This window comes from Haloplanus salinarum, from assembly GCF_024498175.1.
Taxonomy (GTDB): Archaea; Halobacteriota; Halobacteria; order Halobacteriales; family Haloferacaceae; genus Haloplanus; species Haloplanus salinarum.
This window is the reverse complement of record NZ_CP101823.1, coordinates 2,302,625-2,321,051: the sequence shown is the minus strand read 5'-3', so window position 1 is coordinate 2,321,051 and position 18,427 is coordinate 2,302,625. Positions and strand designations below refer to the sequence as shown.

Here is an 18,427-nt window from a genome sequence, read left to right as displayed (position 1 = left end):
TCGGCCGCTACTCGACCTCGTCGAACAGCGCGGCGACGCGGCCCTCGATCTCGTCACGGATCTCGCGCACCCGGTCGAGGTCGGCTCCGCCGGGGTCGGCGAGCGCCCAATCGCGGACGTCGACGTCGTCGCGGATCGCGTCCACGTCGAGCGTCGAACAGCCCATCGTGGCGGCGTAGTCGCAGGTCCGGAGTTCGGCCGTGCCGATCTCGCGCGGTGTCCGGTCCGTGAGGTCGAGCCCCACCTCGGCCATGGCCTCGATCACTCCCTCGTGGACCGATTCGGCGGGACGGGTCCCGCCGCTCAGTATCTCGACGTTCAGGTCCCGTCGGTCGCGCTCCCGTTCGGCGAACGCGGCGGACATCTGCGAGCGGCCGGCGTTCCGGACACAGACGAAGGCGATGCGGGTCGGCTCGGCGGCGTTGGTGTCGGTCATGGTTAATCGTCGGGCGTGGGGTCCGCCGTCGTCATTCCGTCGACGTCCCCGCCCCAGTCGAACCGCCGCTGGAAGTACAGTGCGACGTTCACCAGCGCGAGGAGGACGGGCACCTCGATGAGCGGCCCGACGACGGTGGTGAAGGCGACGCCGGAGCCGACGCCGAAGACGGCGACGGCGACGGCGATGGCGAGTTCGAAGTTGTTGGAGGCGGCGGTGAAGCCGATGGCGGTCGTCGTCGAGTAGTCCGCGCCGATGCCCCGACCCATCCCGAAGCTCACGAGGAACATCACGACGAAGTAGACCGTCAGCGGAACGGCGATCAACAGGACGTCGCCCGGCGCGGCGACGATGTTTCCACCCTGGGTGGCGAACATCACGACGACGGTAAAGAGGAGCGCGACGAGCGTCAGCGGATCGATCCGCGGGACGAACTCCTCGTCGTACCACTCGTCGCCCTTCCGACGGGTGCCGACGTAGCGCGTCAGGACGCCGGCGGCGAAGGGGATGCCGAGGAAGACGGCGATGGCCTCGAACACCTGGGCCGGCGAGACGTCGAAGGCCGTGATTCCCGCGACGAGCGACTCCATGCCCAGTAACGGGGGAACCACGAGGCCGAAAAACCAGACGTAGACGCCGTAGGTGACGATCTGAAACAGGCTGTTGAACGCCACCAGGCCGGTGACGTACTCGGTCGATCCCTCGGCGAGTTCGTTCCAGACCAGTACCATCGCGATACACCGGGCCATCCCGATGAACACGAGGCCGAGGAAATACTCCGGTCGGGCCGGGAGGCCGGGAACGACCCCGCCGAAGAACACCACCGCCAGTCCGAACATCAGGGTCGGGCCGATCAGCCAGTTCTGGACGAGGCTCAAGCCGAGGACGCGCCAGTTGGCGAAGACGGTCCGGAGCTGCGAGTAATCGGCCTTCGCCAGCGGCGGGTACATCATCACGATGAGCCCGATCTCGACGAGGTGGAGGTCCCGAATCGGTCCCGTCACCGACGGCGCGACGAAACCCAGGCCGACGCCGACGGCCATCGCGCCGAAGATCCAGACGGTGAGGTATTTGTCGAGGAAATCCATCGAACGCGGATCGCCACAGCTCTCACAGCCGCAGTTCGGCCCGTGTTCGTGTGCGTTACTCATCGTCGACGCTCCCGTCGAGCAGCGTCACCAGCGCCACGGCGCGGTTGGTCGCCCGGTATTTCTTCCAGCGGCCGTCCTTTCGACCCTCGACCAGGCCGGCGTCGACCAGCGTCGAGAGGGCGTGGCTGAGCCCGCTCTCGCTCACGTCGACGACGGCGTGTAACTCACAGACACAGAGCTCCTCGCCCGCGGCGACGAGCACCCGGACGAGCGTGTAGCGCGTCCCGTTGGCGAGCGCCGAGAGCACGTCGAGTTCGGCGTCGACCCGCGCCGTCCCGAGCGTCGCCTCGAGCGTTCCCAGTTCGTCGAGCCGTCGCTCCACGTCCTCGTCGCGACACTCCCCGAGTTCGTCCGCCAGATATCGTCGGAGCCGTTCCGTCCCGTGGGGCATCGTGTCGACGATCGACTTCGCCGAAGTTAATTGTACTGGTGTTCAACCAAATCAGATCGAAGAGAGTATAGAGCGGTATATAAAGCGATTAGATCGATATCGGAGAAAACATGGTTGAACGTATATCGAATCGAGTCCCGCCCGGACGGCGGTCCTCCCGTCGGTAGGGGAACGGTCGATGAAGCCGTGCGGCCGAAGCTTCATGACGGTGGGAATACAACTTTGGTGTGGTATGGACTGTCGAGTCGTCGTCGAGGCAGCGGTCCCGGTGTACGACGTAGAGACCCCGGACGAGGCGATCCGGATCGCCATCGCCAAGACCGGCGAGATGCTGAACCCGGACCTCAACTACGTGGAGATCGAGATGGGGTCGCGGACCTCGCCGTCGGGCGAGGAACTCCCCCCGGCGTTCATCGCCGCCGACGAGGCACTCGTCGCCCTCGAACTCGAGATGATGGTGTTCAACGTCGAACAGGAGGAACACGCCTCGCGCATCGCACGCAAGGAGATCGGCCAGCGACTGGAGAACGTCCCGCTGTCGGTCCTGTCGGTCGAGCCGACGGCGGACGACGAGGACGAAAGCGAGAGCGGCGGGGACGAAAGCGAGAGCGAGGCGTCGACCGACGAGGACGACGAGGACCTCATCCCCGAGTTCGAGGAACTCGTCGACGAGTGACCGCCGGCGGCGTCAGCGCCGCCGCTGGTCGGTTCGGGTACACCGGGGACTGCGCCGTACGTGTTCAGTCCGCGTGCGGAGCGACGCGCTCCTCGGACGTGTCCAGGGACGAAGTGATGCCGTTGGCCAGCTTGAAAACGGCCGCCTTGTGGTCGGTCTTCGACTTGTGGATGGATGTGGGTCGTACCCCCATCTCCTCGTACGCCGTCAGGTCGATTTCGCCGTCATGCCACGCCGCACACTGTTTCTCTACCTCGGCCAGAAGGCCGTGCAGGTGAATGAGCTCCTGCTTTTTCATAACAACCATCCATAGCGAGTGGAAGGTTATATTATTATCTTGAGTGGAGTTAACATGCGTCTCGGCGGGGTTCTCCGGTCCGCGGCGCTCGGCGGCCGCCGCCGTCACCCACGGTCGGGGGTACACGCCACACCATGCGCTCGAAGACACGACGACACGGACGCGGAGTCGGGGCGACGACCCGTCTCGATCGATCGAATCCTGCACGTCCTCCGAAACCAGCGGCGGCGACGGGTCCTCGTCTATCTGTCGTCGAACTCGGCGACGACGCGGAGTGACCTCGCCGAACACGTCGCTGCCTTGGAGAACGGCGTGTCGGTCGCGGACCTGACGACCACACAGCGCAAGCGTGTGTACGTCTCCCTCCACCGGTCGCACCACCCGACCTTCGACGAGGCCGGCGCGCTCGTCTACGACTCGGATCGGGGGGCCGTCGAGTCGACGCCACAGACCGCGGTGTTTCTCACCTATCTCGACCGCGTCCGGGCCCCGCTCGACGCGCCGTCCCGTCGCCGCCACCACGTTCCGACCTCCCGCGTGGGTCCTGAAACGTTTTAGTCGTCGGCCCCGCCACATCGAACCATGGACTACGACGACAGTCTCGATCGGGCGCTGACCGAGACGCCGGAAATAACCGACTCCGTCGACCGGTTTCAGGTTCCCGACCCGGAGGTTCGTCCGGAGGGGAACGTGACCATCTACGAGAACTTCGCCGAGACGCACGACCGGCTGAACCGGGAGCGGGACCACCTGCTCAAGTTCTTCCAGTCGGAGCTGGGGACGAGCGCCAGCATCGACGACCGGGGTCGCGCCCGGTTCACCGGCGATTTCAAGCAGTCCCGCGTGAGCGACGCCCTCGACGAGTACGTCGAGACGTTCGTGACCTGTTCCGAGTGTGGCTCGCCCGACACGCGACTGGTCGAGGAACGCGGTGCGACGGTGCTGAAGTGTGACGCCTGCGGTGCGCTCTCCGCCGTCTCGGAGATCTGATCACTCGAACTGTTTGACGAGTTCCAGGTCGCGTTCGGTCCGCATGAACTCCGCGAGCCGACGCGTCGCGTGACACGTCGGACAGCTGAAGTTCTTCCGATGGCCGGGCAGGTCGGTCGGGCCGTCCTCCCAGTCCTTGCCGCACTCCGGACAGAGCAGTCTCACGAACGCTTCGACCATGCCCGCCCCTGTGTCACGGAGTCACATTAAACGTTCGGCGATCCCCGTTCCCCGGTCGGATTTCAAAACCCTTAACGCCGGCTCGCCGGTAGGGTTCGGTAGCGGGATGGGATAGCCAGGAGATTCCGCCGGGCTCATAACCCGGAGATCGGTAGTTCAAATCTACCTCCCGCTATTTTCGGCCGGCAACTGCGACCGAGAAACGGAGTGACGAGGGAGCCAGCCGGCCGGAAATTTCCCAGTCGATTTGAACCAGGGAGCGAAGCGACCGTGGTTCAGATCCCTCTCGTGTTCGACGACGACCCGACCGGGGAGAAACGTCCGTCCGGTCACGGCGTCAGGGGCCCCGCCCCACTGGCCGTGATCGACACGCCGACCCGAGGGTATCAGGACGACCCTTGCTCGGTGCGCCCGAGATACGCATAACAGTTCGGGCACTGGAACGGCCGCGCGCCGTGTGGGTCCGGTTCGCCGAGAAACCGGGTGCGCGAGTACCCCCGACCACACTCCTGGCAGGTCACGATGATGACCACACACGGGGGAGTCGCCGCGCGCCCTTGGAGGTGTCCATTTTCGACGCGTCCCCGGTCAGGTCCCGTCGTCGGGGACCGTCGGCCGGACGAGGTTCGCGAGCGTCACCAGGAGGCCGAGGGCCCATCCCACCGGCACTGCGAGCGCACCCCACATGCCGACGTACGCGACCCCGACGAGTTCGAACCGCCGGCGGATCAGGGTGTTCAGCCCGCGGTAATCGAGGAGCGTATCGAGCACCCACACCGCGAGCGTCTCGCTCCGGGGGAAGACGGCCGCGGCGAGCGCCGGCGAGTAGAGCGCCGCCACCACCGGCGGGAGAAAGACCGCGACCACCGCGAACGGGTAGGCCAGCACGACCGTCGTCGTGCGTCCCCCGAAACGCCGGAAGAGCAGCGCCAGGATCGTCGAGACGACGGCGACGGAGCCCGCGGCGGCGACGGCGAGGAACCCCTCCGCCGAGAACCGAACGCGGGCGAGCGCGGTCAACCCACCCCAGACGAGCGTCGCGAGGAGGACGGTCCCGACGGCGCCCAGGCGGGCGGTCGTCCGGTCGACCTGTCCGACGTGAAATCGGACCAGCAACCCCAGGACCGCGAGCGGGTAGCCCACGAGCAGCCCGACGGCGCCAAGAAGCGCCCAGACCCGGTAGCTCACGCGCTCCCGGGTCGTCTCCGGACTCCAGCGGCTGACGACTGGATGGGACTCGCGAAGCTGTGGGAAGGCAAGCGCCATCCAGAGTCCGTGCAGACGCCGGAGGTCGTAGGCCACGTCGGCAACGACGTCCGTCAGTAGCGTCCCCATGGTCAGGTCGGTTCGCACCGCCCGAGTTAACGGTTCGGGGTTCGTTCCGACGTGCCGGAGGAACGGCTGTGATGTGGACGGAGCCGACCGTGAAAACGGAGGCGGGCTACGTGATCACCGCTCGATGCTCGGGTGGCATGCCGCTGGAGGGAGTGATCGGATGGACTGTACCATCACCTCGCTATCTCCGTGGTATGTCGTACCATGACATGAATTTTGTGGCCAACGCACCCGGCCGGGGCGCGAACGCTCGGGGGTCGACCGTTCCTCAGTAGAGACGTTCGGTCGCGATTTCGGCGCCCTCGACGAGTGCCTCCAGTTTCGCCCACGCGATTTCGGGATCGACCATGCCGAGGCCGGCCTGCGTGCCGAACCCGCAGTCCGGCGCGGCGACCAGCGGCGTCGAATCGTCGACCGCTTCGGCGACCCGCTCCAAGCGGTCGGCGACGGTCCGTGGGTGATCGACGATGTTCGTCTTCACGTCGACGACGCCCGGCAGGAGCGTCCAGCCGTCCGGCAGCGGGTGTTCGGCGAACGCGCGGTACTCGTGTTGGTGACGCGGGTTGGCCTGTTCGACGCTGAGCCCCGAGATGTCGGCCTCGTAGAGCTCCGGCAGCATCTCGGCCAGATCCGTATCGAGGTGGTGGGGTCCCTCGTAACTCCCCCAGCAGGTGTGGAGCCGAACCTGGTCGCTCGGGACGTTCGACAGCGCCTCGTTGAGCGCCTCGACGTGGAGACGCGTCGCCTCCTTGACCGTCTCGAGGGGTTCGTCGGCGTAGGCCGCGGTGTGGCCGACGGTGAGGAGTTCCGGGGCGTCGATCTGGAGTGTCATGCCGCTCTCGGCGACGAGTTCGTACTCCTCGGCCATCGCGTCCGCGACGGCGAAGAGGAACTCGTCGTAGGAGTCGTAGTACTCGTCGACGTGCGTGGCCGTGACGACGCTGGGTGACGCCGCGGTCATGAACGTCCCCTCGACGTCGGCATCGACGGCCGACAGCGCGTCGCGGAACGCCGCGAGTTCGGCCTCGGCTTCCTCGCGCCCGGTGTACTCGACTGCCCCCGTCACGACCGGATGCATCGACAGGTCGATGACGTCGGTCTCGAACGTCTCCTCGGCGTAGTCCGGGAACTCCTGGAGGTCCGCCCAGAGTTCCTGTTCGCGTTCGCCCTCGATGCCGCTGAGCCGGTCCGCGACGTACCAGTTGAACGAGACGCGGGGCTGTTCGCCGTTGTTGACGACGTCGAGGCCGGCCGCGACCTGGCGCTCGACGACGTCGCGCGTGGCCGACTCGACGGTCGCCGCCCACTCGTCGGAGTCGACCGCCGCGCCGTCCTGGCGCTTCTCGAGCAGGTCGAGCAGTTCCGGCGGACGGGGCAGGCTTCCGATGTGTGTCGTGCGGATTCGCTCGTCGCTCGCCATCGTTGGGTGTTCCCTCGTCGCCGATGCAAATATGCGTCCCGATGCTCCTCCTCCGGGTGTGGCGGAACCTTGGCGTGCACGTGCGGAGAGGGGTCTGGGTGGTGGGTGAACCGAGATGAAATGGCTGGGGAGTTACGGCCCCAGTTCCCGGCCGGTCGAGGACCGGCCGGGAAGGAGGTGGGCCAACACGGATTTGAACCGCGGACCTCCCGGTTATCAGCCGAGCGCTCAACCTGACTGAGCTATTGGCCCAAGCATCAGTCCCTTGCGCGGTCTTTCGTTTAAGCGTTTCCGTTCGGGGCAGTCACTCGTCGTCGACGCGGTAGGACCCGCGGTCGACGTCGTACACGTCCTCGTCGTCGGGGAAGCCGCCGGTGTAGACGCCGCCGGTGACGAACCCGCCGCTCTTGCGCTCCAGATACGGCCGTACCACGACCCGTTCGAGGAGGGCACGGATCGGCGCCCGCGTCAGCGGCACGCCGAGCAGGAAGCCGATGGCGTCGGTGACGAGTCCCGGCGTGAGCAGGAACGCGCCCGCGGCGATCAGCAGGCCGCCGTCCATGAGTTCCGTGGTCGGCACCTCGCCGGTAGCGACCCGCTCTTGGAGGCGGCGGACGGTGTGCCGCCCTTCGGCGCGCACCAGCAACATCCCGACGAGACCGGTGAGAACGACCAGCGCGACGGTCGTCGGCGCGCCGACGGCGTCGGCGACGACGACGAGCAACAGGGCGTCGGTGAGGGGGACGAGCAACAGGAGCACGAACACCCAGCGCAGGCGCATACGTCCACTACCGGGCGCCCGCCCATAGCCCTTTTGACGCCGTCGCGTCGGCGGCCGTGACGAAGTGTACGGATCATCGTGACTGGTCACCGATGGTTCGCCTGACTGTCCTGGCGAACCACCGGTATGACTCACAATGAACAGTATTAGGCCCGCCCGCCACGGAGTGTCGGTATGACCGACGGGACACGCGTCGAGTGGCGCGAGTGGGACGAGGCCGCCTTCGACGAAGCTCGCCGCCGCGGTGCGCCCGTGTTGCTCGCGCTGACGGCGACCTGGTGTGGGGAGTGTCACGAGATGGACGCCCGGACGTACGCCGAACCGCGCATCGCGGCCAACCTGAACGACGGGTTCGTGCCCGTCCGCGTCGACGTGGACCGCCAGCCCCGGGTCCGCGAGCGCTACAACGTCGGCGGCTTCCCGTCGACGGTGTTCTGTACGCCCGACGGCGAGCGGATCGCGAGCGCCGGCTTCCTCGGCCCGGACGGGATGCGCGACGTCCTCGACCGGGTGCGCGAGCGCTGGGACACGAGCGGTGCCGACGCGGGGCGCATCCCCCGGAGCCTGCGCGACGACCGGCCACCGCGGGGGCCCGTGACCGACCGCATCGAGGAACACCTCGCCGGCCAGGTCGACGGCGCCTTCGACGAAGAGTTCGGCGGCTGGGGCGACGCCCCGAAGTTCCCCCTGCCCCGGACCGTCGAGTTCGCCCTCAAGCGTGACCGGGCGAAGGCCCGCCAGACCCTCGACGCCATCACCCGCGGGCTCTTCGACGAGGATGCGGGCGGCTTCTTCCGCTACGCCCGGACCCGGGACTGGGGGGATCCCGACCGGGCGAAACTCCTCGCCGACAACGCCGCGCTGGTGCGGGCGTTCGCCCACGCGTACTGTTACACGGGCGAGGACGCGTACCGACGGCCCGCGGACCGGACCGTCGAGTACCTGATCGACGCTCTGTGGAACGGGTCGGCGTTCGGCGGGAGTCAGGCCCCGACCGAGGCGGGCGACGACACCGGCCCGCGAACGGATCTGACCGCCTTCGCCGACTCGAACGCCCTCGCGGTCGACGCCCTGCTCACCCTCGCCGCGTACACCGACGCCGAGCGTCCCCGGGAGTACGCGCGGCGGACGTTCTCGACGCTCCGGTCGGAGCTGGTCGACGACGGCGTCGTGCGACATTACGCGGCCCCCGACGCGCCGACGCTCGTCCTCGCGGATCAGGCGTGGACCGTCGCCGCGGCTACCCGCGCGGTTCAGGTGCTCGGGGACGAGGACGCCCTCGATCTGGCCCGCCGGGTCGCCGACCGGGCCATCGAGTCGCTGTTCGACGACGGCGTGTTCCGCGACGGGCCGGCCGAGGGGCCGGGACTGCTCGACCGGGCCTTCCACCCCCTCGACGGCAACGTCGAGATGGCCGACGCGCTCCTGGACCTGGCGACCCTGACCGGCGAGGAGCGATACCGCGAGGTGGCACGCGACGCCGTCGGCGCCTTCGCGGGCGCCTGGGACCGACTGGGCGTCCAGGTCGCCGGCTACGGCGCCGTCGCCGCCCGCCTCGGGCGCGAGGGGCTGTCGATCCGCGTGGCGACCGACCCGGGCAGCGACCTCCACCGGGCGGCCCTGCGGGTCGCCGACCACGAGGCGGTCGTCCGCCCGCGGGCGCCCGATCCGGACCCCGGCACGGCACGCGTGACCGTCGGCGACCGCTCCCGGACGGTCCGAGCCCCGGCCGACCTCGCCGCGGCCGTTGCCGACCTCGCCGCGGAGTAAACGAACGGTTCGTTTTTACTTCTCGCCACGCACGCGGACGTATGGCGACGCTCCGAGATCTCGGCCTCTCCGAGTACGAATCGCGGACCTATCGCGAACTCCTCGATCAGGGGCCGACAACGGCAAAAGAGTTGTCGGCTTCCAGCGACGTGCCGATGGGCCGGATCTACGACGTGTTGAACGATCTGGAGGGTAACGGCCTCGTCCGCAGTCAGGCGGCCAGTCGGCCCAAGAAGTACGTCGCCGTCGAACCCGACGCCGCACTGGACCGCCTGGTCGAGGCCCGGAAGCGGGAACTCGACCAGCAGGCCGAGCGATACGAGGCCGTGGCCGACGACCTGATCGACGACCTCGACGCGGCCGACTCCGTCCAGGGGCAGTTCTGGACCGCGGCGGTCGGCGCCGACGAGACGGTCGAACTGTTCCTCGAACGCCTCTCGGCGGCCGACGAGCAGATCCACTACGTCGTCGGTCTCCCCTCCCCACAGATCGACCTCGGAACGGTCGGCCAGCAGGTCCTCGAGGCGTTCGAGGCGGCGCTCGACCGCGGGGTCACCGTGCAGGTGCTCGTCCACCCGGAGTTGATCGAGACCGTCCCCGAGGAACTCAACGAGCGCTTCGAGACCCGACTCGGCGACTACGACCGCTACGAGATCCGGGGGTCGCCGAGCATCGACGGGACGTTCACGCTGATCGACGGCGAGGAGGTGTGCATCGAGGTGCCGAACCCGCTCGATTCGAGCGAGGTGTTCGCCATGATCGACTTCAAAGACGCCACCTTCGCGGACGACGTGCGGACCGTCTTCGAGGAACAGTGGGCGGAGTCGACCCCGGTGCAGCGGCCGTGATCAGGCGGCGTCGCCGTCGACTTCCGCGCGGAGTGCCTCCAGCGTGAGTTCCCGCTCCGCGTGGGCGTTGTGCTGGTGGATCGACTCGTCGTTCGACTGTTTCATGTGGATCACCGCGTCGTCGGCGAGGTGACCGAACTCCTCGACGACGGATTCGGCCAGCGAGCGCACGCAATCCTCGACGAACTTGGCGTCCGCGTGGGCGTGGTAGGTCATGTGATCCTCGTCCGGCCGCTTCGCGAGGTTGTAGATCCGCGCGCTCATCGCGTCCCGGGCGACGTCGATCACGTCCCGCAGGTCGACGTCGGGCGAGCCGTCGCTCGTGATCGTGAGCGTCGCGTGGCCGCGCTGTGAGTGACCCGGCTGTGGGACCCGATCGAGGAACGTCTCGACCGTTCCCTCGTCGACGCCGAGATCACGCAGGGTGTCGCGGGCCCGCGACTCGGACATTCCCTGCGAGCAGGGACACACCGTCATCCCGGTGACCCGGGCACCGATCTCCTCTCGGGTCCCCTCCTCGGTCGCGACGGCGCCCGCGATGATCGTCGCGGTGTTCTGTGTCGCTAAGTCGGAGGCCGGCGTCCGCTCCCGGGTGACGTAGTCGGCCTCCATCCGGACCTCGGCCGTCGAGGTGTAGTCGTGTTTCTCGAGGAGTCGCTCGGCGACGTCGCCACACACCTCCTCGACGCGGTAGGAGGGCTCCGAGACGGCCGCCTCCAGGATCTCGTCGATCACCTGCATGTTTCGGCTCATGTCGATCCCCTTGCGGCCGCTGGGCAGATCCACGAACACTTCGAACTCCGCCATCAAGACGATCGGTCGCTTGCCGTTCCGGTCGATCGTGACGAGCTTCTCGACCCCGGTGACGCCGACCTGACTGAGCCCGACGGTCACGTCGGGCTTGCTTGCCTGTACGTCAGGCAACTGGTGACTCATCGACTATCGGCAAGGACCCGCCGTGATTATGGCTTTCGATCCACTCGGTCCCGTGTGACGTCCGTCGACCGTTACGCCGCGACTACGGCCAATCGTCCCGGCTTTCCCCCTCGAAGGGGTCCTCCTCGTCCGTCTCGCCGAGCTCCCAGTCGGCGAACTCCGCGGCCTCCTCGACGGAGAGGTACTCCCAGTCGTGGTCCTCGGCGGCGGCGCGGTCCTCGTCGGTCGTGCCGATGAAGACGTGACGGTCGGTGTCGAACTGGTCGGCCACGTTGTCGAGGCTCTCGCGGACGCCCCGCGGCCCCGAGAAGAAGTCCTGACGGATGCGTCGCTTGCGCGTGAAGTTGGTGACGACGTACGTCGGCTGGTCGCTGAGGACGCCCACGTATTCGGTCCACTGTCGAGCGTCGTCGAAGACCGCGTTCGGATCGGCGAGCGCTTCGAGCGCCCCGAGTTCGAACGCGAGCGTCATCGTCCCGCCGCTGTCCATGGACGAGTTACCACACCACCGGGCAAAACGGCTTCGATCCCGCTACTGAACGTGGTAGTAGTCGGTGAACACGACCACGTCGCCCTCGTTCAGCTCCGAGAGGTTGGTCGGGTCCCGGGAAGAGACGCCCTCCGCGACGTGAACGAGATACTGCTGTGCCGAGTCGTCGAGTTCGTCGAAGTGACGCACTCGTGCGCTCTCCGGCACGGTGTCGGTTCGGTTCACGTCGTAGTCGGCGTCGACGGGGCGTGACATGTGACAACAATACACATTTAGGACGATAAAGGTTTCGTCGGGGGGCGTCCCCCGTCGGTCGCTCAGCGGTTCTCCTTGTAGACGTTCACCAGTTCCTGCATCGACGCCTTGGCGTCGCCGAAGAGCATACTCGTGTTGTCCTCGGCGAACAGCGGGTTGGGGATGCCGGAGAACCCGGGGCTGAGGCTCCGCTTGTTGACGACCACCGAGCGGGCCTCGCCCACTTCCAGGACCGGCATGCCCGCGATGGGGCTGGAGTCGTCGGTGTTCGCCATCGGGTTGACCACGTCGTTGGCGCCGGTGACGATCACCACGTCCGTCTGCGAGAACGTCGGGTTCACCTCCTCCAGTTCCCGCATCTTGTCGTAGGGCACGTCGGCCTCGGCCAGCAGCGCGTTCATGTGGCCCGGCATCCGGCCCGCGACCGGGTGGATGCCGAACTCGACGTCGACGCCGTCTTCCTCCAGCAGTTCGGCCAGTTCGGCCACGGCGTGTTGGGCCTGTGCGACGGCCATCCCGTACCCCGGAACGATGACGACGCGGTCGGCCACGTCCAGCAACATCTCGACTTCCTCGGCGGACGTCTCGCTGATCGATCCCTCGTAGATGTCCGGCATGTCCTCCATCTCGTCGTCGCCGCCGAGGCCGCCGAAGAGGACGTTGACCAGCGAGCGGTTCATCGACTCACACATGATGACCGTCAGGATCAGTCCCGACGCCCCGACCAGCGTCCCCGCGACGATGAGGACGGTGTTGCCGAGGACGAACCCCGTGGTGGCGGCGGCCAGCCCGGAGTAGGAGTTCAACAGCGCGATCACCACGGGCATGTCCGCCCCGCCGATGGGGACGACCAGGAAGATTCCGAGGACGGACGCGGCGGCGACCAGGACCCAGTAGGACGACACCGGTGCGCCGCCGACGAAGCCGGGCTGGGCGACGAGCACGACGCCGCTCGCGACGGCGGCCGCCAGGGTCACGACCTTGATCCCGTGGCCGACGGTGCTGCTCACGGGCGAGTCGCCGACCACCCCGTGGAGCTTGCCGGCGGCGACGAGGCTCCCCCAGAACGTCACCGCGCCGATGATACCGGCGATGGCCGCCGTCGCGGTCACGCCGACCGGCAGGCCGCTCCCGGTGACGACGCGGTCGACCAGTTCCGCCCCGGCGACGAGCGCGGAGGCGCCGCCGCCGAAGCCGTTGAACAGACCGACGAGCTGTGGCATCTCGGTCGTCTCGACCGTCACCGCCAGCCACGCGCCGACCGCTCCGCCGACCAGGAGCGCCGCGCCGAGGACCAGCGGGGAGGCGATTTCGAACCAGAGCACCGTCACGACCACCGCGAGGAGCATCCCGAGCGAGGAGATGCCGTTGCCCCGGGTCGCCGTCCGCGGATGCGTCATGTCGCGCAACCCCTGGATGAAGAGGACGCTGGCGATCAGGTATACGAACTGGAGCACCGAGTTCGGGAGCCCGCCGAGTACGCCCGCCATCTCACTTCCCCCGCTGGCTGAACTGGTCGAGCATGAAGTGACTCACGAGATACCCGCCGACGACGTTGATCGTCGCCATGACGACGGCGACGAAGCCGAGCGCCGTCGCGAGCAGGTCGGAGCCGGAGCCGGCGACGACGACCGATCCCAGGAGCGTGATCCCCGAGATGGCGTTGGCCCCCGACATCAGCGGCGTGTGGAGGTTCGTCGGAATCTTCGTGATGATCTCGTAGCCGACGAAGGCCGCCAGCACGAACAGCGTCAGGTTCTGGACGAACGTCATGGCTCACTCCTCATCCGTCCCCGCCTCCTCGTCGGCCGGTTCGTCGTTCTCCTCGTGGGGTCGTCGTATCGTGCCATCGTGTGTCAGTAGCGTCGAGTCGATGATCTCGTCCTCGGTGTCGATGACCAGCTCGCCGTCCGCGAGCAGGTGATCCAGGAAGTTGTACAGGTTGTTGGCGAACAGTTGGCTCGCCGTCTTCGGCACCGTCGCCGGGAGGTTCGTCGGCCCGAACACCGTCACGCCCTCGTAGGTGATCGTCTCGTCGGCGACCGTGGGGTCGCAGTTGCCGCCATCCGCCGCCGCGAGGTCGACGACCACCGACCCGTCGTCCATGTCCGCGATCATCCCCTCGCTCACGAGTTCCGGCGCGGGCGCGCCGGGGATGGCCGCCGTCGTGATGACGACGTCCGACTCGGGGACCACCCGTCCCAGCTCCTTGCGCTGTTGTTCGTAGAACTCCTCGCCCATCTCGACGGCGTACCCCTCGTCGTCGCCCGATCCCTCCGTCTCTAGGTCGAGTTCGACGAAGTCCGCACCCAGGCTCTCGACCTCCTGTTTCACCTCCAGCCGGATGTCGTACCCGCGGACCGACGCGCCGAGACGCTCCGCCGTGGAGATGGCCTTCAGTCCCGCGACGCCCGCGCCGATCACGAACACCTCCGCCGGCTGGACGGTACCGGCGGCGGTCATCTCCAGCGGAAAGAGCTTCGGGAGCCGCTCGGCCGCCACCAGGGCCGCCTTGTACCCCCCGACGCTCGCCATCGACGACAGCACGTCCATGCTCTGTGCGCGGCTGATCCGGGGCATGAACTCCAGGGCGAACGAGCTCAGCCGCCGGTCGCCCAGTTCCTGCCACGTCCCCTCTTCGAGGTCGTAGGGGCCGAGCGTCCCGATCACCACCTGGCCCTCGCGGTACGGGTCCATCGGTTCACTCTCGTTGGCCGCGAGCCCTCTGACCTGGCAGAGGACGTCGGCCCGCTCGAACACCGTCTCCCGGTCGTCGACGACCGTACACCCTGCCTCGCGGTACGCCGCGTCCGACCACTCGGACCCGACGCCCGCGCCGCTCTCGATGCAGACGTCCACGTCCCGGTCGACCAGTTTCTCCGTCACCGGGGGGATGAGCGAGACCCGCGTCTCGTCCTCGGCCGTCTCCGACGGCACCCCGACGATCATGACGCGACGCTCCGGTCCACCCGCCCGTCCCGGTGTCGATCCCTTCGCCACACGTTTACACGCTCCGTGAGTTTCGTTGCCACACTACGTACGAATTTCGGACCCCTCACATAAATTCTCGGGACGTTTCGTCTCGGATTCAGGTTCGGCGAGGACGGGCGGCGACGGAGAGGGCGGGGTGGGTCGTTACTGCTCCTGGGTCGGGGCGAGGTTCTCCAGGTCCACGGACTTCTCGAGGAGGACCTCCTTCTGGTCCGCGACGACGCGTTCCTCCTCCATCAGTTGCTTGTAGGCGCTCTGTGGCGAGAGGTCGCCGATCAGGACGCCGCCGACGATCTTGCCGTCCTTGAACGCCAGGCGACGCCACTCCGTGTCGGAGTACTTGCGTTCGGCCTCGTCGTCGCCGATGGTCGGGTGGCCAAAGGAGAGGAAGGGGAAGTCGAAGTGGGTGATCGAGTACGACGAGACGAAGCGGAACGGTTCCGACTCGGGGTCGAGCATGTTCTTCGCGGCGACCGTCCCCTGCGATTTGGCGCTGTCCCACGACCCGTTCTGGGCGCGTTCGCCGAGGATCGTATCGTGATAGCGCGTGATGTCGCCCGCGGCGTAGATGTCGTCGACGTTCGTCCGCATGTACTCGTCGACGAGGATCCCGTCGTCGCACTCGACGCCCGTCCCCTGCAGGATCTCGGTGTTGAAGTCCAGGCCGATGGCGATGCCGACGAAGTCACCCTCGTAGCGGTCGCCGTTGGGGTCGATCGCGGCCGTGACGTGGCCGTCGTCGTCGGTCTCGAAGCGGTCGACGCCGCTCCCAAAGACCGGCTCGACGCCGCGTTCGCGCATCGCCTCGTGGAGGATCTCCGCGCCCTCCGTCGAGAGCGCGTAGCGCCACCAGCAGTCGCCACGCATGAGGTAGTGGGCGTCGACGTCCTGCTCGCCGCAGATGGCCGCGAGGTCGATGCCGAGCAGCCCCGCGCCGACGACGATGCCCGTCTCCGCTCGCTCGACGTGTTCGCGGATCGCCCGCGCGTCCTGGAACGTCCAGAAGTGGTGGACGCCCTCGGCGTCGCTGTTCTCGACCGGAAGCTGGGCCGGCGTCCCGCCCGTGGCCACCAGGAGCTTGTCGTACTCGATGCGCTCCCCCTCGTGTGTCCGCAGTCGGTGCCCCTCCGGATCCACGTTCGTGACCAGCGTGTTGAGCCGGAGGTCGATGTCGCGCTCCTCGTACCACGAGGGCTCGTGGATCGAGACGGGCATCTCCGGCAGTTTGCCCTTGGCGAACTCCTTGATGAGAATACGATTGTAGAGAGCCTCACCCTCGTCGGTGATGACGGTGATCTCGGCGTCCGGCGCCCCCTCGCGCAACGTTTCCGCCGCGGAGCTCCCCGCGATCCCGTCGCCGATGATCACATACGACTGGGTCATACCCCGACGTTTGGAGGTACGGGTTAATGTCGATTGCTATCCGCGAAATTCGCCTCGAACCCGGACGGGGCACCGTTGGCTTGAAGGGCGAACGATCCCAACCGACGGCGATGAAGATCAGCCAGAACGTCCGCCATTTCGCGTCCCGGAAGGCGCTCACCCTCCCGGTGGTGGGGTCGATCGTCAACGACAAACTGGTCGACCTGCACACGCGCGTTTTCCTGGAGAAGGCCGACGAAGACGTCCGCGAGGCGCGTCGTGCCCACCTCGACGACTTCTTCGACGCGACCATGGACACCTACCTCGCGGCGCTCAACGAGGGGTACACCGAGGCCGAGGCCCGTGAGATCACCCACATTCAGGCGAACTTCGACTTCTACAACCACGGCTGGGTGGAGATGATGGAGTTCCCCACTGACGAACTGGAGGACCACTACGAGCGCTACGTCGACTTCTTCGAGCGCCACGGGATCACCATCGACGACCCGCTCGGCGACTTCCGGCCCGCCGGCGGGGTCGCCAGTGCCCCCTCGACACCCGAGCAACTCGACGATCCGGAACATCCCCACGCCGAGGGCGGGTTCGCCGACGACGTGTACGTCGACACCGGCGAGGAGGTCGTCGCGGGCGGAATCGAGGAACCCGAGGACGTCGACCCGACCGAGGCCCCCGGCGTCACCCCCGACGACGTCCGGGAGTCCGAAGGCGCCTAGTCGGCGATCCGATCAGCACACGTAAAGCCAGCGACGACGCCGCCGTTCAGGCTCCGTTCCGGATACTGCGCCCGGCTCGCCATTCCCGCGTAGTAGACCCCTTCCGCCACCGCGTCGCCGAGGTCGTAGGGGACGACCAGATCGAGATATCCCCGCTCGTAGACCGGCGCCGCCCGCGGGTTGCGCGCCACCCGGAACTCCCGGACCGTCGACCGGTCGAACGTCGGGAACATCTCCCCGACGTGATCCAGCCACGTCGCCTCCAGTTCGTCGTCGTCCATCCGCCAGACGTCCTCCTCCCGGTCCTGGACGTAGCTGGCGATGTAGCACAGGTGGTCGCCGCCGTACCGCGCCGGCGGGACGAAGTTCGTGTGTTCGATCAACGCCCCGAAGGGGGCGTCGTGGGCGACGTTCAGCCAGTACGTCTCCGTGAGTGGTTCGTCCATCGTCATCACGGCGCACACGGCGCCCTGGAAGTCGATCTCGCAGGTGTACCCCGTCAGCGATTCGAGGACGTTCGGCATCGTCGCGACGACCACCCCGTCGGTCGGCCGGGTCTCCGTGCCCGACTCGGTCTCGACGGTGATCGACTCGACGGCGCCCCCGGCCGTCGACAGGTCGACCGCTCGCGTCCCCGTCTCGACGTGGTCCCGACCCACCGCGTCGACGAGCGCGTCGATCAGGACGGCGAAGCCACCCTCGAAGTAGCCGAGGATCTCCCCCCGGCGCAGGTCGCGTTCGCCGCGGAACTTGATCCGGCCGAGCAGCCACGCGGCGCTCACGTCCTCCTTCCGGTCGCCGAACTTCGCGTCGAGCAGGGGTTCGAAGAAGTTCTCGTAGACCCCACGGGTGGTGTGTTCGAGCAGGAACTCCTTGATCGGCACGTCCTCGAAGGCCTCCAGGTCGTCGTACGTGTCGAACCGGGGACGCCCGCCGCGCACGTCGATTTCGAGGGTCAGGAGGCCGAGGCGGAACGTATCGTAGAGGCTCAGATGGGGGTAGGCGGCGATCTGTGGCAGGGTGTCGAGCGGGTGGACCACGCCGTCGACGTAGTAGGCGTTCTTCCCGACCAGCCACTCGACCCGGTCGCCGAGCCCCAGCTCCTCGGCCAACTCGACGATGGTCTCCTCGGACTTCGAGAGGTGGTGGTAGAACTTCTCGACGTCGTCGCCGGCGGTCGAGTACGTGGCCGCCAGCCCCCCGAGGTCGTCGCTCGCCTCCAGCACCGTCGCCTCGTGGCCGTGCTGCTGGAGCCGGTAGGCGGCGGACAGTCCGGCGATGCCGCCGCCGACCACGTGGATCATACCCACCTTCCGCCGGGGAGCGATAAGTGGATTGTGGATCGGTTCGGCGGTCGGTGGCCCGTTCGACCGGGATCAAATT

22 protein-coding genes and 2 tRNA genes are annotated in these 18,427 nt (G+C 67.6%); 7 read left to right on the top strand and 17 right to left on the bottom strand.

Features of this window, described 5'->3' with window-relative positions; translation table 11 throughout:
* Positions 1-7: 7 nt before the first annotated feature.
* Genes NO364_RS12060 through NO364_RS12050 form a run of 3 tightly spaced genes read right to left on the bottom strand, consistent with a single transcriptional unit; the run spans position 8 to position 1,978 of the window.
* Complete coding sequence (locus tag NO364_RS12060; RefSeq protein ID WP_157690598.1) at positions 8-436, bottom strand: arsenate-mycothiol transferase ArsC; 429 nt, start codon at positions 434-436, stop codon at positions 8-10.
* 2 nt (positions 437-438) lie between these two features.
* On the bottom strand, positions 439-1,587 hold the full coding sequence (gene arsB, locus NO364_RS12055) for an ACR3 family arsenite efflux transporter (protein WP_157690599.1): 1,149 nt from the start codon (positions 1,585-1,587) through the stop codon (positions 439-441).
* Positions 1,580-1,978 carry an ArsR/SmtB family transcription factor gene (locus tag NO364_RS12050; protein ID WP_157690600.1) on the bottom strand — a complete coding sequence of 133 codons (399 nt, stop codon included), beginning with the start codon at positions 1,976-1,978 and terminating at the stop codon, positions 1,580-1,582. Before NO364_RS12050 ends, arsB begins: the two co-directional genes overlap by 8 nt.
* 232 nt (positions 1,979-2,210) lie before the next feature.
* Here NO364_RS12050 and NO364_RS12045 point away from each other — a divergent pair, with 232 nt between their 5' ends.
* Positions 2,211-2,654: a DUF555 domain-containing protein gene (locus NO364_RS12045; protein ID WP_157690601.1), complete on the top strand. Its 444-nt coding sequence runs from the start codon at positions 2,211-2,213 to the stop codon at positions 2,652-2,654.
* A 64-nt stretch (positions 2,655-2,718) separates the two neighbouring features.
* Here NO364_RS12045 and NO364_RS12040 read toward each other — a convergent pair whose 3' ends face one another.
* The gene (locus NO364_RS12040; protein WP_157690602.1) at positions 2,719-2,952 is read right to left on the bottom strand and encodes a UPF0058 family protein; all 234 of its coding nucleotides are present in this window, start codon (positions 2,950-2,952) and stop codon (positions 2,719-2,721) included.
* A 54-nt stretch (positions 2,953-3,006) separates the two neighbouring features.
* Between NO364_RS12040 and NO364_RS12035 the strand changes: the two genes are divergently transcribed.
* A complete protein-coding gene (locus tag NO364_RS12035; RefSeq protein ID WP_157690603.1) occupies positions 3,007-3,510 on the top strand; it encodes a DUF7344 domain-containing protein in 504 nt (167 codons plus the stop codon).
* A 24-nt stretch (positions 3,511-3,534) separates the two neighbouring features.
* Complete coding sequence (locus NO364_RS12030) at positions 3,535-3,942, top strand: translation initiation factor IF-2 subunit beta (RefSeq protein WP_157690604.1); 408 nt, start codon at positions 3,535-3,537, stop codon at positions 3,940-3,942.
* Here NO364_RS12030 and NO364_RS12025 read toward each other — a convergent pair whose 3' ends face one another.
* Positions 3,943-4,122: a DUF7836 family putative zinc-binding protein gene (locus NO364_RS12025; protein WP_157690605.1), complete on the bottom strand. Its 180-nt coding sequence runs from the start codon at positions 4,120-4,122 to the stop codon at positions 3,943-3,945.
* A gap of 100 nt (positions 4,123-4,222) precedes the next feature.
* Between NO364_RS12025 and NO364_RS12020 the strand changes: the two genes are divergently transcribed.
* Positions 4,223-4,297: transfer RNA gene (locus NO364_RS12020), tRNA-Met, on the top strand.
* A 413-nt stretch (positions 4,298-4,710) separates the two neighbouring features.
* Here NO364_RS12020 and NO364_RS12015 read toward each other — a convergent pair.
* The 4 genes from NO364_RS12015 to NO364_RS12000 all read right to left on the bottom strand — a co-directional run bounded on the left by NO364_RS12015 (position 4,711) and on the right by NO364_RS12000 (position 7,658).
* A complete protein-coding gene (locus NO364_RS12015; RefSeq protein ID WP_257627643.1) occupies positions 4,711-5,457 on the bottom strand; it encodes a hypothetical protein in 747 nt (248 codons plus the stop codon).
* 268 nt (positions 5,458-5,725) lie between these two features.
* Positions 5,726-6,877 (bottom strand): cobalamin-independent methionine synthase II family protein, encoded by a 1,152-nt coding sequence (locus NO364_RS12010; protein WP_157690607.1) that lies wholly within the window; start codon positions 6,875-6,877, stop codon positions 5,726-5,728.
* Between the two features lie 178 nt (positions 6,878-7,055).
* Positions 7,056-7,129 (bottom strand) — tRNA-Ile (locus NO364_RS12005).
* Between the two features lie 52 nt (positions 7,130-7,181).
* Positions 7,182-7,658 (bottom strand): FxsA family protein, encoded by a 477-nt coding sequence (locus NO364_RS12000; protein WP_257627642.1) that lies wholly within the window; start codon positions 7,656-7,658, stop codon positions 7,182-7,184.
* A gap of 174 nt (positions 7,659-7,832) precedes the next feature.
* Here NO364_RS12000 and NO364_RS11995 point away from each other — a divergent pair, with 174 nt between their 5' ends.
* Positions 7,833-9,428: a DUF255 domain-containing protein gene (locus NO364_RS11995; RefSeq protein WP_257627641.1), complete on the top strand. Its 1,596-nt coding sequence runs from the start codon at positions 7,833-7,835 to the stop codon at positions 9,426-9,428.
* Positions 9,429-9,469: 41 nt separating this feature from the next.
* Positions 9,470-10,276 carry a TrmB family transcriptional regulator gene (locus NO364_RS11990; RefSeq protein ID WP_157690610.1) on the top strand — a complete coding sequence of 269 codons (807 nt, stop codon included), beginning with the start codon at positions 9,470-9,472 and terminating at the stop codon, positions 10,274-10,276.
* Here the strand turns inward: NO364_RS11990 and mptA are convergent, their stop codons facing one another.
* From mptA to NO364_RS11955, 7 genes are all read right to left on the bottom strand, one after another.
* Positions 10,277-11,212 carry a GTP cyclohydrolase MptA gene (mptA, locus tag NO364_RS11985; protein WP_157690611.1) on the bottom strand — a complete coding sequence of 312 codons (936 nt, stop codon included), beginning with the start codon at positions 11,210-11,212 and terminating at the stop codon, positions 10,277-10,279.
* 82 nt (positions 11,213-11,294) lie between these two features.
* On the bottom strand, positions 11,295-11,684 hold the full coding sequence (locus NO364_RS11980) for a DUF7124 domain-containing protein (RefSeq protein WP_394352065.1): 390 nt from the start codon (positions 11,682-11,684) through the stop codon (positions 11,295-11,297).
* 60 nt (positions 11,685-11,744) lie between these two features.
* Positions 11,745-11,957, bottom strand: coding sequence for a DUF7979 domain-containing protein (locus NO364_RS11975; protein ID WP_233255245.1), 213 nt, complete (start codon positions 11,955-11,957; stop codon positions 11,745-11,747).
* Between the two features lie 62 nt (positions 11,958-12,019).
* Entirely contained in the window at positions 12,020-13,447 is a 1,428-nt protein-coding gene (locus NO364_RS11970; RefSeq protein ID WP_157690613.1) for an NAD(P)(+) transhydrogenase (Re/Si-specific) subunit beta, read from the bottom strand.
* Between the two features lies 1 nt (position 13,448).
* A complete protein-coding gene (locus tag NO364_RS11965; RefSeq protein WP_157690614.1) occupies positions 13,449-13,730 on the bottom strand; it encodes an NAD(P) transhydrogenase subunit alpha part 2 in 282 nt (93 codons plus the stop codon).
* 3 nt (positions 13,731-13,733) lie between these two features.
* Entirely contained in the window at positions 13,734-14,957 is a 1,224-nt protein-coding gene (locus NO364_RS11960; RefSeq protein ID WP_257627640.1) for an NAD(P) transhydrogenase subunit alpha, read from the bottom strand.
* Positions 14,958-15,092: 135 nt separating this feature from the next.
* Complete coding sequence (locus NO364_RS11955; RefSeq protein ID WP_257627639.1) at positions 15,093-16,331, bottom strand: NAD(P)/FAD-dependent oxidoreductase; 1,239 nt, start codon at positions 16,329-16,331, stop codon at positions 15,093-15,095.
* A 110-nt stretch (positions 16,332-16,441) separates the two neighbouring features.
* On the opposite strand from NO364_RS11955, the gene NO364_RS11950 reads away from it, so the two are divergent.
* Positions 16,442-17,044 carry a DUF6149 family protein gene (locus NO364_RS11950; protein ID WP_257629119.1) on the top strand — a complete coding sequence of 201 codons (603 nt, stop codon included), beginning with the start codon at positions 16,442-16,444 and terminating at the stop codon, positions 17,042-17,044.
* Here NO364_RS11950 and NO364_RS11945 read toward each other — a convergent pair.
* Positions 17,041-18,348: an NAD(P)/FAD-dependent oxidoreductase gene (locus NO364_RS11945; protein WP_257627638.1), complete on the bottom strand. Its 1,308-nt coding sequence runs from the start codon at positions 18,346-18,348 to the stop codon at positions 17,041-17,043. The genes NO364_RS11950 and NO364_RS11945 overlap by 4 nt on opposite strands.
* Positions 18,349-18,427: the final 79 nt, after the last annotated feature.

Excerpts from the sequence above, each read along its gene's own strand:
- NO364_RS12030 (WP_157690604.1), top strand. The coding sequence starts at position 3,535 with ATGGACTACGACGACAGTCTCGATCGGGCGCTGACCGAGACGCCGGAA.
- NO364_RS11950 (WP_257629119.1), top strand. The coding sequence starts at position 16,442 with ATGAAGATCAGCCAGAACGTCCGCCATTTCGCGTCCCGGAAGGCGCTC.
- NO364_RS12045 (WP_157690601.1), top strand. The coding sequence starts at position 2,211 with ATGGACTGTCGAGTCGTCGTCGAGGCAGCGGTCCCGGTGTACGACGTA.
- NO364_RS12040 (WP_157690602.1), bottom strand. The coding sequence starts at position 2,952 with ATGAAAAAGCAGGAGCTCATTCACCTGCACGGCCTTCTGGCCGAGGTA.
- NO364_RS11990 (WP_157690610.1), top strand. The coding sequence starts at position 9,470 with ATGGCGACGCTCCGAGATCTCGGCCTCTCCGAGTACGAATCGCGGACC.
- NO364_RS12010 (WP_157690607.1), bottom strand. The coding sequence starts at position 6,877 with ATGGCGAGCGACGAGCGAATCCGCACGACACACATCGGAAGCCTGCCC.
- NO364_RS11955 (WP_257627639.1), bottom strand. The coding sequence starts at position 16,331 with ATGACCCAGTCGTATGTGATCATCGGCGACGGGATCGCGGGGAGCTCC.
- NO364_RS12025 (WP_157690605.1), bottom strand. The coding sequence starts at position 4,122 with ATGGTCGAAGCGTTCGTGAGACTGCTCTGTCCGGAGTGCGGCAAGGAC.
- arsB (WP_157690599.1), bottom strand. The coding sequence starts at position 1,587 with ATGAGTAACGCACACGAACACGGGCCGAACTGCGGCTGTGAGAGCTGT.
- NO364_RS12060 (WP_157690598.1), bottom strand. The coding sequence starts at position 436 with ATGACCGACACCAACGCCGCCGAGCCGACCCGCATCGCCTTCGTCTGT.
- NO364_RS12035 (WP_157690603.1), top strand. The coding sequence starts at position 3,007 with ATGCGTCTCGGCGGGGTTCTCCGGTCCGCGGCGCTCGGCGGCCGCCGC.
- NO364_RS11965 (WP_157690614.1), bottom strand. The coding sequence starts at position 13,730 with ATGACGTTCGTCCAGAACCTGACGCTGTTCGTGCTGGCGGCCTTCGTC.
- NO364_RS12000 (WP_257627642.1), bottom strand. The coding sequence starts at position 7,658 with ATGCGCCTGCGCTGGGTGTTCGTGCTCCTGTTGCTCGTCCCCCTCACC.
- NO364_RS12050 (WP_157690600.1), bottom strand. The coding sequence starts at position 1,978 with ATGCCCCACGGGACGGAACGGCTCCGACGATATCTGGCGGACGAACTC.
- NO364_RS11980 (WP_394352065.1), bottom strand. The coding sequence starts at position 11,684 with ATGACGCTCGCGTTCGAACTCGGGGCGCTCGAAGCGCTCGCCGATCCG.
- NO364_RS11975 (WP_233255245.1), bottom strand. The coding sequence starts at position 11,957 with ATGTCACGCCCCGTCGACGCCGACTACGACGTGAACCGAACCGACACC.
- NO364_RS12015 (WP_257627643.1), bottom strand. The coding sequence starts at position 5,457 with ATGGGGACGCTACTGACGGACGTCGTTGCCGACGTGGCCTACGACCTC.
- NO364_RS11970 (WP_157690613.1), bottom strand. The coding sequence starts at position 13,447 with ATGGCGGGCGTACTCGGCGGGCTCCCGAACTCGGTGCTCCAGTTCGTA.
- NO364_RS11995 (WP_257627641.1), top strand. The coding sequence starts at position 7,833 with ATGACCGACGGGACACGCGTCGAGTGGCGCGAGTGGGACGAGGCCGCC.
- NO364_RS11945 (WP_257627638.1), bottom strand. The coding sequence starts at position 18,348 with ATGATCCACGTGGTCGGCGGCGGCATCGCCGGACTGTCCGCCGCCTAC.
- mptA (WP_157690611.1), bottom strand. The coding sequence starts at position 11,212 with ATGAGTCACCAGTTGCCTGACGTACAGGCAAGCAAGCCCGACGTGACC.